The organism is Solibacillus sp. GQ1 (assembly GCF_059758555.1).
On sequence record NZ_JCAXEX010000001.1, the window covers coordinates 2,039,202 to 2,055,811 of the forward strand.

The 16,610-nt window shown below is 39.8% G+C and carries 13 protein-coding genes; all 13 read right to left on the reverse strand.

Annotated elements, in window-relative coordinates; all coding sequences use genetic code 11:
- Positions 1–10 precede the first annotated feature (10 nt).
- The 13 genes from hfq to gpr all read right to left on the reverse strand — a co-directional run bounded on the left by hfq (position 11) and on the right by gpr (position 16,608).
- The gene (hfq, locus tag AC6CH1_RS10475) at positions 11–235 is read right to left on the reverse strand and encodes an RNA chaperone Hfq (protein ID WP_079527893.1); all 225 of its coding nucleotides are present in this window, start codon (positions 233–235) and stop codon (positions 11–13) included.
- A 77-nt stretch (positions 236–312) separates the two neighbouring features.
- On the reverse strand, positions 313–1,221 hold the full coding sequence (gene miaA / locus AC6CH1_RS10480; RefSeq protein WP_498317430.1) for a tRNA (adenosine(37)-N6)-dimethylallyltransferase MiaA: 909 nt from the start codon (positions 1,219–1,221) through the stop codon (positions 313–315).
- The gene (locus tag AC6CH1_RS10485; RefSeq protein ID WP_498317431.1) at positions 1,214–2,131 is read right to left on the reverse strand and encodes an alpha/beta fold hydrolase; all 918 of its coding nucleotides are present in this window, start codon (positions 2,129–2,131) and stop codon (positions 1,214–1,216) included. Before AC6CH1_RS10485 ends, miaA begins: the two co-directional genes overlap by 8 nt.
- A gap of 22 nt (positions 2,132–2,153) precedes the next feature.
- A complete protein-coding gene (gene mutL / locus AC6CH1_RS10490) occupies positions 2,154–4,052 on the reverse strand; it encodes a DNA mismatch repair endonuclease MutL (RefSeq protein ID WP_498317433.1) in 1,899 nt (632 codons plus the stop codon).
- A 14-nt stretch (positions 4,053–4,066) separates the two neighbouring features.
- Positions 4,067–6,679, reverse strand: coding sequence for a DNA mismatch repair protein MutS (gene mutS / locus AC6CH1_RS10495; RefSeq protein ID WP_498317435.1), 2,613 nt, complete (start codon positions 6,677–6,679; stop codon positions 4,067–4,069).
- 180 nt (positions 6,680–6,859) lie between these two features.
- A complete protein-coding gene (gene cotE / locus AC6CH1_RS10500; protein WP_498317436.1) occupies positions 6,860–7,453 on the reverse strand; it encodes an outer spore coat protein CotE in 594 nt (197 codons plus the stop codon).
- A 225-nt stretch (positions 7,454–7,678) separates the two neighbouring features.
- Entirely contained in the window at positions 7,679–9,868 is a 2,190-nt protein-coding gene (locus tag AC6CH1_RS10505; protein WP_498317437.1) for a bifunctional diguanylate cyclase/phosphodiesterase, read from the reverse strand.
- A gap of 154 nt (positions 9,869–10,022) precedes the next feature.
- Complete coding sequence (locus AC6CH1_RS10510) at positions 10,023–10,460, reverse strand: YlbF/YmcA family competence regulator (protein WP_251686780.1); 438 nt, start codon at positions 10,458–10,460, stop codon at positions 10,023–10,025.
- On the reverse strand, positions 10,457–11,992 hold the full coding sequence (miaB, locus tag AC6CH1_RS10515) for a tRNA (N6-isopentenyl adenosine(37)-C2)-methylthiotransferase MiaB (RefSeq protein WP_251686777.1): 1,536 nt from the start codon (positions 11,990–11,992) through the stop codon (positions 10,457–10,459). Before miaB ends, AC6CH1_RS10510 begins: the two co-directional genes overlap by 4 nt.
- A 76-nt stretch (positions 11,993–12,068) precedes the next feature.
- On the reverse strand, positions 12,069–12,413 hold the full coding sequence (locus AC6CH1_RS10520) for a hypothetical protein (protein ID WP_251686775.1): 345 nt from the start codon (positions 12,411–12,413) through the stop codon (positions 12,069–12,071).
- Positions 12,414–12,503: 90 nt separating this feature from the next.
- Positions 12,504–14,333, reverse strand: a complete 1,830-nt coding sequence (gene lepA, locus AC6CH1_RS10525) for a translation elongation factor 4 (RefSeq protein ID WP_251686772.1) — start codon at positions 14,331–14,333, stop codon at positions 12,504–12,506.
- A 334-nt stretch (positions 14,334–14,667) separates the two neighbouring features.
- Complete coding sequence (gene spoIIP / locus AC6CH1_RS10530; RefSeq protein WP_251686770.1) at positions 14,668–15,489, reverse strand: stage II sporulation protein P; 822 nt, start codon at positions 15,487–15,489, stop codon at positions 14,668–14,670.
- An 84-nt stretch (positions 15,490–15,573) separates the two neighbouring features.
- Complete coding sequence (gene gpr, locus AC6CH1_RS10535) at positions 15,574–16,608, reverse strand: GPR endopeptidase (protein ID WP_251686768.1); 1,035 nt, start codon at positions 16,606–16,608, stop codon at positions 15,574–15,576.
- Positions 16,609–16,610 lie beyond the last annotated feature (2 nt).

A 16,610-nucleotide genomic window follows, 5' to 3' on the forward strand; every position in this document is an offset into this window, starting at 1 on the left:
GGCTGTGTTGTTACTCTTCTTCCGATAAAGCTACATTTTTTGACGGTACAAAAGTAGAAATTGCATGCTTGTAAATAAGCTGCTGTTTTCCTTCCGACTCCAATAATACGGTAAAATTATCATATGATTTTATAAGTCCTTTTAATTGGAAGCCATTTAACAAAAATACCGTTACAAAAACATTATTTTTACGTAAATTGTTTAAAAAAGTATCTTGCAAATTAATCGATTTCATCGTCGTTCAATCTCCCTTACCATAAAATACATGCAATAGTTACCTATTCGTTATTCGGACAAAATTTCCCTTTAATTTTAATGATTTTCAAATAAACTTTTTATTTTACTCCAATCATTTCCGATCCACGCAATATCCATTTTGTTTCGGAAATAGGTAAGCTGGCGTTTTGCATAGCGTCTGGAATTTTGTTTAATCTGTTCCACTGCTTCATCAAGTGAAACCAGTCCATCGAAATGAGCATACAATTCTTTAAAGCCGATTGCTTTAATCGCCTGAACATCACGTATCCCAGCATCGTATAGCGCCCTAACTTCTTCAACAAGACCTGCTTCCACCATCAAATCCACACGTAAATTAATTCTTTCATATAACTTTTCACGGTCCATATCCAACCCGATGATTAAGTGGTTATATAGCGGAATATCCCCTCGATTGAATTGCTCTTCCGCTCGAGAAACCCCTGCAAGTTCTGCCATTTCCAGTGCCCGAATAACACGTCTTGTATTATTCGGATGAATGGACGCTGCAGCTGCCGGGTCCATTTGCACAAGTTTTGCATGCATCGCTTCAGGACCTAATACTTCAAGTTCTTTATAATAGTTTTCGCGTGCTGCTTCATCAACTTCCTGTTTGGCAAATTGAAAATCATACAAGACAGATTGTACATATAGCCCCGTTCCGCCAACAATAATCGGCATTTTACCTCGCGCTTGAATCTCTTCAATTTTCCCGCGAACAAGCTGCTGATATTCCGCAACCGAAAACCCTTCCGTCGGTTCTTTAATGTCGAGCAAATGATGCGGAACACCTTCCATTTCGGCTTCTGTAATTTTGGCCGTTCCAATATCCATATGGCGATAGATCTGCATGGAATCTCCGTTTATTATTTCGCCGTCAATCTCTTTTGCCAAGCGGACACTTAGCGCTGTTTTTCCTGATGCTGTAGGACCGATAATGGCCACGACATCGATTTTATTATTCATCTTTTAACCACCGTACAATTATTTCTCTTACTTGTTCTTTCTTTTTTTCATTTAGAATTTCATGGCGCATTCCTTCAAATATATGAACCTTCACATGTTCCACATCGGCACGTGCAAGCAGTTTCCCTACTCGAAACGCTCCTTCTGCTTCAGGTCCGGCGATCGGATCATATGTCCCGTTTGCAACGAGTATTTTTAAATCAGAGCGGATGCGCGCATTTGCATATTCATCCTCCATCTTAAGCATGCCTCCTGTTAGATCAACGAAAAATTGATTCGTCGGAATCACCCCGCAAAATGGATCATCGATATATTTTTGTACTTCTTCTTCATCGGTAGTAAGCCAGTCAAAATTTGTTTTTGCATCTTTAATTTTTCGGTTAAAACTGCTAAAACTAAGATCATTCATGAGATCACTTTGGATTTGTGCTCCCTGCAGCTTTACCAGCTGCTTCGCGATAATATGCCCTGCCTTATGAAGCAATGTCGGTGATCCCGATCCCGATAAAATCAGCCGTTCAATTTTATCGCTATGCTGTTGAATAAAGCGGCGTGCTATGAACGATCCCATACTGTGACCGAATAAAATAGGCCGTTCCGTTGTTTCTCTCTTTAAAAAGGAAAGCACTTCTACAACATCATCAACAACAAGTTCAAAACCTTTTTCAGGTCCGAAATAGCCGAACATGCCGTTTTTTTGCGCTGTATAACCATGGCCGCGATGATCATGTGCTGTTACAAAATACCCTTCATCACATAGCTTTTCTGCAAAATTTTCATAACGCCCACTATGTTCCGACATCCCGTGTAAAATATGAATATGTCCAATACGCTTCTTACTCGGTGCATAAGTACGGACGAAAATATCATGCCCGTCTGACATTGTGACAAAAAATGACCGTTGTTCCATAAAACCATCCCCTTTTTATGAATTACATAACGCGTTTAAACATTTTTTCCACTTCATATGACGTAAAATGAATTAATACAGGTCGTCCATGCGGACACGTAAACGGATTGTCGGCATTTCGTAAATCATTGATCAGCCTTTCCATCTGTTTTTTATTTAAATAGTGATTCGCTTTAATCGACTTTTTGCAGCTCATCATAATGGCCGCATCTTCACGTAATTTTTTTATATCGGTTTTCCGTGCACTTAACACTTGCTCGATCAATTCCTCGATAATTTCCTGTTCCTCGCCTTTCGGGAACCAAGTCGGGTATTCCCGTACAACAAATGAAGAAAGTCCGAATTCTTCCAAGAAAACCCCTACTTCTTCAAGTGCCTCTTTCGATTCTTTTAGACGCAATGCCTCATCTGCCGCATAATGGAATGTTAATGGCATGAGAAGTGTCTGACGTTCGTTTGCATTTACTTCTCCGACTTTATCACGGAAATATTCATACTTAATCCGTTCCTGTGCTGCATGCTGGTCAATTAAATAAAATCCGTCTTCCATTTGGGCTACAATATACGTTCCGTGAATCTGACCGACAATTTCAACTTGCGGGAAATGCCGTTTTGTTTCGGCTTCTTCCATTGGTACCTCTTCCGGATAGGTTTCCTCTTCAACAGTTGGAAGTTCATCGAAATCAGACCGATTATGCTGTTCCCTGCTTTCCGGCACAGGTGAAGCTGTATGCGTGACCGGTTGTTGCTTAGTCGGAACCGGCGCATACGGCTCTTTTACAACAGAAGCTTCACTTGATAATCGCTCAACGATTGTCGATAGCTTTTCTTCATTGAATACAGGCTGTGTTGAAGGTGCCGGTGCAGGGTTCCAAATATTCATCTGCTCAGTCGGCGTTCGAATTGGCTTCTCCTTTTTTTCAGCGAGCGGAATGCGGATAACATCCCGAATCGCAGAACGGATCGTATCTTCAATAAGCTTCAATAGTTCCGGCTCTTTACTTAAGCGTACTTGATGTTTCGCCGGATGAACATTGACATCGGTTAATTGCGGATCTCCCTCAACATACAAAAGTACGATGGGAAAACGCTCAATCGGTAAATACGTATGGTATGCATCTGTAATTGCCTTCTGAATCACGAAATGTTTGACCCAGCGTCCATTGACGAAAAGTGACATATAGTTTTTTGAAGCACGTGTCACCTCAGGCAAACTTGCAAAACCATGAATTTTATAATCTTGATTTTGACCTTCAAACGGCAGCATTTTCTTTGCATTATGTGCACCGTAAATGGCTGCCAATACTTGTTGAACTTGGCCGCGCCCGTTCGTTTGCAATAATGTTTGCCCATTATGCACTAGTTTAACCGCAATCGATGCGTAGCCAAGTGCAATCCGGTTAACAAAATCGATTGTATGCCCAAGCTCGGTCTGAATCGTTTTTAAATATTTTAGGCGTGCAGGTGTATTAAAGAAAAGCTGAGCAACAGTAATATCTGTCCCCCTGCGAAGTGCGGTCGGCTGATGCTCCTTCAAATGACCGCCTTCCATATACAAATGCACACCTCCATTTCCGTCCGATGTGCGTAATGTTAACTTGGAAACCGAAGCAATCGATGCCAATGCTTCACCACGGAAACCAAGCGTCCGAATGCGGAACAGATCCTGTTCTTTTTCTATTTTTGATGTGGCATGGCGCGAAAAGGATTTAAGCGCATCTTCCTCGTCCATACCACTTCCGTTATCTATGACTTGTATTGAATGAAGGCCAGCTTCTTCCAGGAAAATTTCGATTGACGTACTGCCAGCATCGATTGCATTTTCAACTAGTTCTTTTACAACAGATGAAGGGCGTTCGACTACTTCACCGGCTGCAATTTTATTTGATAGCCACTCATCCATTATTTGAATTTTTCCCAAAGCCGTTCCCTCCTTTATTGATTGCCTAGTAATTTTTGCTGCAGTTCATGCAATAATGTCATGGCCTGCATCGGTGTTGTACCCATCACATTCAGTTTTTTCAATGCATCGAGTACTTCTTGTTGTTCTGGTGCAATTGATGGTTCTTCTTCCATTGTAAACAATGAAAGCTGCAAATCGTTCTCCGCCACCTGTTCCACTAATTGCGGATTTTGTGGGGGTTCTTGTTCAAAAATAGCTTGTGGCTTTTCTGCATTCGTTGCTTCAAATTGTTCCAGTAACAGACGTGCACGCTGTAAAATCGTTTCCGGCATTTCCGCAAGCTCTGCCACATGAACACCGTAACTTTTATCTGCGGCACCTTTTTTCACTTTATGCAAAAATACAACTCGGCCGTCTTGCTCGGTTGCACTGACATGAACATTTTGCAGTCGTGCCAGCTCGTTTTCCAAATCCGTCAGTTCATGATAGTGAGTTGAAAATAGTGTGTTTGCTCCGATTTCATCATGAATATATTCCATCATTGCCTGTGCCAGACTCATTCCGTCATATGTTGAGGTGCCGCGTCCGATTTCATCAAATAACAGCAAACTGTTTTTTGTTGCATGTGTAATGGCATGCTGTGATTCAAGCATTTCTACCATAAATGTCGATTGACCTGCTGCTAAGTCATCAGCTGCACCGATTCGTGTGAAGATCTGGTCGGTAATCGGTAGTATCGCTTCATCAGCCGGTACATAGCATCCCATTTGAGCCAAAACGACAATTAGTGCGACTTGGCGCATATACGTACTTTTACCCGACATGTTCGGACCGGTAATCAGCATCATATTTTTATCCTCTGTTAGCACACAATCATTCGGTACATAGCTTTGTTTATTGAGCATTTTTTCAACGACCGGATGTCTTCCTTCAATAATTTTCAAAGCACGTCCTTCATGGAATTCCGGCTTTGTAAAACGGTACTTATCGGTTACCGTTGCAAAGCTCATCAGAACATCAAGCTCACTGATTTGGGCAGCCAATGCCTGAACCCGAGGTATATACCCTTTTAACTGTTCTCGCAATGCTACAAATAAATTATATTCCAATGCAAGGCTCTGCTCTTCAGCATTCAAGATCAGTGCTTCTTTTTCTTTTAATTCTTCTGTAATGAAACGCTCGGCATTCGCTAAAGTTTGTTTTCGTTCAAAACGTGCCAGGTCCGTATTATTCAAATGGGATTTTGTAATTTCAATATAGTACCCAAACACGCGGTTATAGCCGATTTTTAAATTTTTGATCCCTGTCAGTTCACGTTCTTTCTGCTCAAGCTGGGCAATCCAGTCTTTCCCGTTTCGGGATGCATCACGATATTCATCCAGCTGTGCATTGTAGCCATCGCGAATGACATCGCCTTCTTTGATCGAAATTGGCGGATGATCGGTTATCGCCTCTGCCAGCAATTGTTCGATATCGGCACATACGTCCAGCTTTTGACCAAGCGTCACACATTTCTCCAACCCGCTGTTTACAAGCTTTTGCTGAATCTCGGGTACTTGTCGTAATGATTCGCGCAGCTGTGCCAGATCGCGCCCTCCAACAGAACCAAATGCTACACGCCCTGCCAGACGCTCTAAATCATATACATTTTTCAGCAGTGTCGTTAATTCGTCGCGCAAGAAGAAGTCTTCCAGTAATTCCGTAACAATCGCCTGTCGTGCTTCAATAGCATTTTTCTTTGCGAGCGGCTGGTGCATCCATTGTTTCAGTTTTCGGCCTCCCATCGCTGTTACCGTTTCATCCAAAAGCCAAAGCAATGTACCTTTAGCATCCCCGCCCCGTATCGATTGGATTAACTCCAAGTTACGTTTGGAATTTGTATCGATACGAAGGAAATTATCGGCTTCAGTATAGGAAAACGGCTGAATATGCGATAAAGAACGCATTTGTGTACGTTCCACATATTGTAGTAGTCGCTTTGCCACACCTTGCAGCTGAACCGGCAAATGTGCAACATACTGATCTGCCTTTACCGGATCCATTTCTTCTGTTTCAAGTGATAGGACGATACCTACTGCTTCCGCATAATCGGCAAGCAGTAACTGCAGCTGTTCTGTTACAATCAGTTCTTTTATCGCATATGCTTGTACTTGCTGAATTAATTGTTTTGCACTTCCTTCAATTACCGAACAGTTTGCTTCGCCTGTTGATACGTCCAAATAGGCAAAGACGATTTCATCATCTTCATTACTTTCAGCAGCAGCAATAAAATGATTGGATTTCCCGTCAAGCGCTTTTCCCTCTGTAATCGTTCCCGGTGTAATTACTTGTACAACTTCGCGTTTCACAACACCTTTTGCATGCTTTGGATCTTCCGTCTGTTCGCATACTGCCACTTTAAAACCTTTTGCGACAAGTGTTTCGATATAGCCCTGCGCAGAGTGATGCGGTACCCCACACATCGGAATTGGATTATCTGTATTGCCGGCACGCGCTGTTAATGTAATTTCCAGCAGCTGTGACGCTTTAATGGCATCATCAAAAAACAGTTCATAAAAATCGCCTAAACGGTAAAATAAAAAAGCATCTTTGTAATCTTGTTTTACGAGCAAATATTGTTGCATCATCGGTGTATATGTAGTCATGGTTATTTCCCTCACTTGCTAAAACTTGTACAAGTATTATACCATTTGACTCGCAATTTGCCTTCCAAACGCAAAGAAAAGGAATTGTCTGAAAGTTATCTTCAAACAATTCCCATCTGTTTACGATAGAGTTTTACAATTTTTTACGATTAGACATTTGTTGTTAAAAGATGGATGCTTTTACGAAAATGACGAGGAATCATAATCTTTGCCAAAATCTTTGCCGCCAGAGTCGGACGATGATGATGATGACGATGAGGATGAGGATGAAGAACTGCTGGATGGTTGTTGTGAACTTTCTTCAAACGACCATTCATCTTCAAAATCCATTGGGTGTACATTAATGACAATTGTTGTTTCCCCAATAATCTCCACTAAAAATTCACGTTCAACCGTTACTTGGATTTTGTCGCCTTGCTTTGTAATAATTGCTTCAATACAATTCGGCGCTTGTAATACACGGACTTTTACATCATTTGAATCAATTTCTTCTCCATCACGGAATGACAGTTTGACACGATCCTTATAGGAAATTGTCTCTGTATGCACTGCCGTTTTTGAATGATTGCTATATGCATACCACACATTCACATCGAACTTCCCTGTCACCTCAACAAATTTACCGTTACGTTTCGCCTGGTGTTGATGGTTAATTACCCAACAACCTAATATGCTCGTTGGCGCATTCGGTGGACAGAGCGTTTCTACACATTCGGTACGCTTCTTCCCTTTTGCAATAACTGCTTTCGTCACAATTTGACGTAAACGCTTCACCGAACATCTCTCCTTTCTTCAACTAACTCGACTTATTGTATGCGGCAGGTGCCTAAAGGGTGAAATGAGTTTTTAGAAAAGAAAAAGCTACTACAATCCTTTATTGCAGTAGTGCTTTTCCTATTACCTCGCTCAAATGATTCTCAGTGCTGTCGTATCCGTATACGGGATATGGCCTACATAGTGCTTTGTTGTTTAGCCCATATTTTTATTTTACTGTGAGTTTCATTTGCTGAAAGTAATTTTTATTTCGTTATCGAGTAGTTCATTTATTTGTTTAATTGGCATTGGTTTATAATAATAATACCCTTGCCCGACCTGACAGCCTAATCGCTTCAGCTCAAGATGCTGCTCTTCTGTTTCGATTCCTTCTGCTACCGACACCATGTTCAAGTTATCCGAAAGCTGAATAATGGTTTTTATGACGGCATTCATCCTTGGATTCGCTAAATTATCGACAAAACTTTTATCAATTTTGATTTCTTTAAATGGCAGTTCCTGCAAATAGCTGAGTGATGAATAACCAACACCAAAGTCATCAATCGATGTTTCAATCCCCAGCTGTTGCAACTCGTCGATTATTTTTTTTGCTCTTATGACATTTTCCAGTTCGACACTTTCGGTTATTTCAAATTTTATAAATTTCGGATCTATTTTATAGCTTTCTATAAGGGCAATGGAACTTTCTACAAATGCCGGATTATAAAAATGGCTTGGTGAAATATTGATCGATACTTGATACAATTTCAATCCCGCATCGTGTCGTTGTTTTTGCCATTGGAGCACCTTCTTGAAAATTTCGAGGTCAACTTTATAAATATTGCCGGTATTTTCTACAACCGGAATAAATAACGTCGGTGAGACAACACCTAAATCCGTCGAATTCCAACGTGCCAAAGCTTCAAAACTTTCAATTTCCCCTGTCATCAAGTTCACTTTCGGCTGGAGCATCGGAAAAAATTCACTATTTTTTAGACCGCGTGCAAAATGGGCCAGTACATTCATTTCCTGTTCTACAGATTCAATTAAGCTCATATTAAAATTTTTAATAACAGTGCCCGTTACTTTAAGTGCACTTGATAACGCAATATCCGCCTGGCGGACTGCTTCTATGTAATTAATACGGGAACTAAAAGATGAAGTTCCTATTTTTAATGTTAAGTATACTTCTTTTCCATCAATATAATATGGCTCTGATAAAAACTGTTCAGCTACAATGGGCGGAATCTTCATTTCCCGTAATGATAAACGTGTCGCTACAATAATCGCTGAATGGGTATACCTCGCAATGATCGAGTCTGCGAATGATGGGATATTCTGTATTCGATTTGCTAACTGACGCAGCACTTCATCCCCGCCTTGCCGGTCATACAAATCAATAATATTTTGATATTCTCCCGGTTCAATAATATATAAATGCCCCATCGACTGATTTGCAGTAAAATCATTTAAAATGATTTTAAAGCGTTCATAATTATTTAATCCGGATGCAACATCACAAAAAGCAAGACGGTGAATCGCACTTTTTTGGTCAAAATATTTTAATGCGAGTGTAACAATCGGTGCGATTCGGTTCATGAATTTTATTTCAATCGTTTTTGGTTCTGCCAGTTGTTCAAAGTACATTGTAAATAAACCGATCGTTTTTTCTTCTGAATTTAAAATTGGCTGACTCCACATTGAAACTATACGATATTTATCGATAATCGGTCTATATGCTTCATGATAAATCGATTGCTCTAAGTCTTTTAAAATGAGCGGTTTATTTATTTTCCTATTGTCTTTCATATCCATCAATAAAACTTTCTCATCGAGCTCCTTCAAATCTTTCCACATTTCACCGTAAATATTAATCATCCGGTCATTTTCATCAACAAGGACGATGGAACAATGGCATTTCTTTCCGAAAGTTATTTCAACCGATTTGCAAATATTACGTAATACATTTTCAAGTGGATGCCCTGTTTCCAGACTAAAGTAGACTTCACGTTCCAGCTCAATCAACGACTCTATGTTCATGGAGTCCGTTACATCTTTCATTATGATCACACAATATTGGAGTATTCCTTGCTGATTAAACATTGGTAAATGCCTGACTTCGTTCCAAAATGCATACCCATCTTTCCGGTAATGAAAGGATGATGTTTTAAATGTCAGTCCATTTTCAATACTTTCCTGAATCGAATTCTCATTTAACATGTCAGTAAGAGGTCCCTGTAGTAAAGAAAGTGTTGACCCGAGCACATCATCTTCCCTGTACCCTGTTGTTTGCGTAAAGATCTGGTTTACAAATTCAATTGTATACCCTTTATTCGGGTTAATAATTGCTACTGCCAAATCGATCTGCCGAGCCATCTGACATAACCAATCGTACAATCCTTCATCACTTACACTTAGATTATCAAATTCGTTCATTAGTAAAGTCCTTCCTATATAGTTCTAACTAACTTAAATCATAACAAAAAATAGTAGGAATATCGACATATTTATTGTCACATATTGCTAAACTTTTAGAATATTAACTCTATATAAAAAAAGATATCCACGTGGGATATCTTTAATAATTATTTTAAGAACATGAGCCTGGTGTACTATTACGTACTTTTGATCCTGTTTCGCCTTTTAGAACATCGCCGCCTGTAGAAGCAATGACTTCATCTGTGACATTATTCGCAATGGCATTTGATACTAATTGTAACAATTCATTTACTTCTGTCTGTGATTGTTTAAATTGTTGAACGACTGGTAATTCGTCGATTTCTGTTTCAATTCCTGTAATTTTACCTTCGATCATTTTAAGCGCTTTTTCTTTCCCTAAGTGCTGGAAGTTAACCGCCTGCTTTTGCAGTGCTTTCAATGAGGCAATCTTTTCGCGTACAAATTGGTTTTCGTTAATATGTTCTTCCGCTTTTTTGAAAAATTCTACTTCTTCGGTATTCGCAATCATATGGGCAATTTCTTTTGCTTTCTCTACAATCTCATCTTTTGTATACAATTTTGTTGTCATCTTACGAACTCCCCCTCTTTTGTCACTTCTTCTACAAACTCACCCATTAAAGAATAAGATTTTGCTTCTAAAATTTTTACATTTACAAGCTTACCAATATATTTTGGATCTGCCTTAAAGTTAACAAGACGGTTTTTACGCGTATAGCCAGCTAACACATCATCGCGTCTTTTACTGCTGCCTTCAACTAAAACTTCTACTGTTTGACCTTCCAAGTCTTTGAGCGCTCTTGCAGAATACTCAGAGACAACCGCATTCAAGCGGTGCAGACGGTCTTTCTTTTCTTCCTCTGTTACATTATCAATCATTTTTGCAGCAGGTGTTCCTTCACGAGGCGAATAAATATACGTGAACGCCATATCAAAGCCGACTTGACGATACAAATCAAGCGTTTCCTGGAATTGCTCTTCTGTTTCATTCGGATAGCCTACAATGATATCTGTTGTCAGTGTTACTCCCGGAATTGCCGCTTTAATTTTATCGACTAATTGCAGAAAATGCTCACGGGTATATTTACGTGCCATAATTTTTAAAATTTCGTTTGAACCCGACTGGACCGGTAAATGAATATGATCGACGAGATTGCCGCCTTTTGCCAATACTTCGATTAATTGATCATCAAAGTCGCGCGGATGACTTGTTGTAAAGCGAATACGTGGAATATCGATTTTACGGAGTTCATCCATCAAATCACCAAGTCGGTATTCCATATCATCAAAGTCTTTCCCGTATGCATTGACATTTTGGCCTAAAAGCATAATTTCTTTATAGCCTTGTGCTGCCAATTCACGCACTTCCTGAATAATTTCTTCCGGGCGGCGTGAACGTTCTTTGCCTCGTGTATATGGAACGATACAATATGTACAGAACTTGTCGCAGCCGTACATAATATTCACCCAAGCTTTAATCGAACCAATACGTTTTTTCGGAAGGTTTTCGATAACATCGCCTTCTTTTGACCATACTTCGACAACCATTTCCTTAGACATATAAGCGTCATGTAAAATATTCGGCAATCGGTGGATATTATGTGTCCCGAACACCATATCAACATGCTGGTACTGTTTTAATATTTTGTTCACGACAGATTCTTCTTGCGACATACATCCGCAAACACCAATCAGCATTTCCGGATTTTTACGTTTATATTTTAACAGGAAGCCTAGCTCACCGAATACTTTATTTTCCGCATTTTCACGAATCGCGCACGTGTTTAGTAAAACGACATCCGCTTCTTCAATCATCTCAGTCGGTGTATAGCCAAGCTGCATGAAAATACCAGCCATTACTTCAGTATCGTGCTCATTCATTTGACAGCCGTATGTTCGAATATAAAACTTACGATCCTGTCCCATTCCTAAATATTTTTCTTCGATATCAAAATCCTTATGATACTTTACTTCTTCTTTACCGCGTTTTTTCGCGTCTTTAAGTGAAGGAGCCGTAAATACTTTCTCGAAATATTTACTATAGTCTTTTTCTTCCTTAGGTTGTTTAATCTGCTGACTAGCTAGTCGTTGTTCTTCATTCATCGACTACTTGCCCCCCTATCATTTATTACCTTTACTCATTTCATCATTATAGCGAACTGTTGCTGGTTGTTACAAGCTAGTCGATAAATTGTTTGTAACTATTCAAGTCATTATCGCGTAAAATTGTAAAAAATGTGACACTCAATTTGATTACTTGCGCCCAGTTCATTTCATATTTTGCTTCGAATTGATGCTTTGGCAGGCGCAGAACATCTTGGAACAGTCGTCTCGCTTCAATATTTTGCTGCGCTAAATACGCTAAAAACGCCAAGAACAGCTTGTGGTCTTCCAGTTGCAATGCTTTGTTTTCCAGCAGGGCATCTACCCGGCTCCCCGGAGAGTTGGCACGTTCAAACAATTTATTAAATTCACTTTCCAGTTTTTCATTTTTATAATGCAAAAAATTTAAAATATCGGTCATATTTTCTACCTCATTTTTAAAAAACATTTCAGTAAACTAACCTCTAAAAATAAAAGGCAGAAAGATTGCTCTATCTGCCTTTTACAAATATTATTTACTATCATCCATTTTCAGTACAGCCATAAATGCTTCTTGTGGAACCTCTACTGAACCTACTTGTTTCATACGTTTTTTACCCGCTTTTTGCTTTTCAAGTAATTTACGTTTACGAGAAATGTCACCGCCGTAACATTTTGCAAGTACGTTTTTACCCATCGATTTAATTGTCGAGCGGGCAATAATTTTTTGACCGATCGCTGCTTGCACCGGTACTTCGAATTGTTGACGTGGAATCAGCTCTTTTAATTTTTCTACAATTATTTTTCCGCGTTCATATGCAAAGTCTTTGTGTACGATGAAGCTTAACGCATCGACTTGTTCACCGTTCAGTAAAATATCCATTTTGCTTAACTTAGAAGGCTGGTATCCGATTAATTCATAATCGAATGACGCATAGCCTTTCGTATTTGATTTCAGGAAATCAAAGAAGTCATATACAATTTCCGCTAAAGGCATTTCATAAACGATTTTTACACGTGTGTCATCGATGTAATCCATTCCTGAGAAGTTACCGCGCTTTTTCTGGCAAAGCTCCATAACAGCCCCTACATAATCGTTTGGTACCATAATTGTCGCTTTTACATATGGCTCTTCAATACGTTCGATTTTTTGAGGATCCGGCATCATTGACGGGTTATCTACTTTTAATACCGAACCATCTGTTTTTGTTACCTCATAAATTACTGATGGCGCAGTCGTGATTAAATCAATGTTGAATTCACGCTCAATACGTTCCTGAATAATTTCCATGTGCAATAGTCCTAAGAATCCGCATCGGAAACCGAAGCCTAACGCCTGAGAAGTTTCTGCCTCATATTGTAGTGCAGAGTCGTTTAATTCCAGTTTTTCAAGTGCTTCACGTAAATCGTTGTATTTGGCTGTATCAATCGGATAAAGACCGCAATATACCATCGGATTCAGTTTACGGTAACCTGGAAGCGGTTCTGTTGCAGCACGGCTGCCCGCGTATGTTACCGTATCACCTACACGTGTGTCCTGAACATTTTTAATTGATGCTGTTAAATACCCAACATCGCCTACTGTCAATTCAGCTTGTGGTATCGATTTCGGTGTATGAACACCTACTTCGATTACTTCAAACTCTGCACCGGTAGCCATCATTTTGATTTTATCTCCGGCTTTAACAGTACCATTTACGATACGAATTGAAATGATTACACCTTTATACGCATCATAAACAGAGTCGAAAATCAATGCTTGTAATGGGGCATCCGGATCACCTTGTGGAGCAGGTACTTTTTCAACAATCTGTTCCAAAATATCCTGAATCCCAATTCCTGCTTTTGCAGAGGCAAGTACTGCTTCAGAAGCATCCAGCCCAATTACGTCTTCTACTTCAGCGCGAACACGCTCAGGGTCTGCAGCCGGTAAGTCGATTTTGTTGATAACCGGTAAGATTTCCAGATCATTGTCCAATGCCAAATATACGTTAGCAAGTGTTTGCGCTTCAATTCCCTGTGCAGCATCCACTACTAGAATAGCACCTTCACATGCCGCTAATGAACGTGATACTTCATATGTGAAATCGACATGGCCCGGTGTATCGATTAAGTGGAAAGTATAAATTTCGCCATCTTTAGCATTATATTTCAATTGTACAGCATTTAATTTAATTGTAATTCCGCGCTCGCGCTCCAAGTCCATAGAATCCAGCAGCTGTGATTTCATTTCGCGTTGTGTAACAGTTTGCGTCGATTCTAAAAGACGGTCTGCAAGTGTTGATTTCCCGTGGTCGATATGTGCAATAATCGAGAAATTTCGGATATTTTCTTGTCGTTTTAAACGTTGTTCTCGGTTCATGTATAATTCCTCTCCTAATTAGAAAAAACACCTGAGCCCATTTGGCGTTGGTGTCACTACATATGTAGATTATTCATCCATTTACTTTTCTACTAAAATACAGCCTCTATCTCCACCAATTTTAAGTAATGGAACAATAGAGGCATAACTTATTTTAAATTATACTATGAATTGTAGTGAAACGACAACAGCGAACCTTCACCTACAATAGGAAAACCGCATTTCGCGCCTAACTTTTGCGAAATGCGGTTTTTCATATTGGAGCGAATAGCCGTGCTGAAATTGTTCAACATGTCTCACACTATCCGCCTGCTATTTGTAAACCAATTAATACCTACGCTGCTGATTCAACGAAAGCAACCCGGATTGCCTGAGCTAAAATCGCCATTGTTCGCTGAAGCTCTTCTTCCGTGTTGTCAATACCGCCAAATTCAATCAGCAATACATTTGTTGCAAGATCCTGATTATAAACACCGTCAACACCAGTACCCGACTTTTTAATAATACCGCGTGAAACGCCTGGCACAATACGGTTCACTTGCTCACTTAACATTGTTGCATAAGCTAAATTCGCTTCATATGCAGGATGTTCAGCGCCGACAACAAAAGCAATCTTTGCATATTGTTCATTGTTTGCTGTAAGTGTCGTCACTTTTTTAGGGGCTGAATCCCGATGGAAATCGATTATAAGATCATATTCGCTTTCCTCCAAATACTGAGCCAATACAGGTCGAGCCACTTTGTATGCTTGGTGAAATGTTGCATCAACCTGTTTCATTTCGGTCATAACATCAAAGTCTACAATATGTGGGGTTAAATCGTTTAATTCAAGATAATGCTGCATCATTTCTTGTAGTGAAAAGATATTCATTTCTTCATCATAAACTGCCTGCATCCCTTTTGTTTTTTTGACGATCGGCTTATAGGACTCGTGTGAATGTGTGAACATCAACAGTACATCGAATGGATCGACTTTCGGTTCTTCAGGTACTGTGACAATTGGCTCTGCCGCTGCATAAACAACGTGTGGACGTTCACTTTTACTTTTTTGTGTAGTCATTTCATTATTTGGAAAAGGGAATTGCCCAATAATGATAGGCAGTGAAAATAAAAATAAGAACAATAATGAGAAGCGTTTTAGTTTCCGCAAACACATCACCCTTTCTCCAATACAATATGGGAAAAGAGTAAAACTTAGAACGTATAACTAGTTTTTATTGTTCAGAAAATAAATTGCCTGTTAATTACCGGCTTTTTGTTTTTCTTCAAGCCATGTAAACAAGCTTTCACCTAGTAAAAATGCATATTGGCTTAGCCAGAAGTCGACTTCTTTCGGTGTAACCATCAATCGCTCCGGATGGGTACTGAAAACTTCTTCAAATAATTGTCTGCGATCTTCAGTCGGCCATGTCGCCCACTGACCGAAAATCGGTTCAACTTTCGTTAAATCGACTTCCTCGTTTACAGGTGTCCAGTTTGTTACTGAAAGCTTGCCCGACGGTTTATCTCTTTCCTGTATTTTAGCCGCAATTGATCTGAATGCTACGTCAATTGCATCGGCGATTAAAATTGGTGCTTCGACAACTGTCGGAACTCCGATTGCTGTTACCGGGACGCCGAGCACTTCCTTGGAAACTTCCTTACGATGGTTGCCGACACCCCCTCCTGGATGAATTCCGGTATCTGTCAGTTGGATCGTCCGGCATAAACGTGCACTTCCGCTTGTTGCAAGCGCATCGATAATAATGACAAGTGCAGGTTTAATTTTTTCTGCCAATGCATGGATATAATCACTTGTCTCAAATCCTGTTTGGCCGGTTACACCTGGCGCATACAAAATAAACTTTGGTGAATCCAGTTCCGACTGTTTTTTATGCATGGCATCAATCGTATATGGACCAATTGCATCTGGGGTAATCGTCTTGTTCCCTAAACCGATCACTAAAATTTTTGAATCCGCGGTAATTTTTACGTCTTTGTGCAAATCATGCAAGTAATGGATTAAAGATTCCTGCATTTGCTCAAAACCATGGCGGTCTTCTGATGTGAGTGTAGGGATCGACAACGTTATATACGTCCCCTGCTTTTTACTTATTCTTTCTTCCCCTGTAGCATTCACTTCAACTTTTGTGATTTTGACACGATTTTGTTGGGATTCTTCCATGTGAATGCCGCGTTCTTGTTCCAATGTTTCCTTTTGCTGTTTTGTTTGATGTTGGACAACTTCTGCTGTTTCATCAATTAAATCTGTTCGATTCCAATCGATTTTTTTCATAA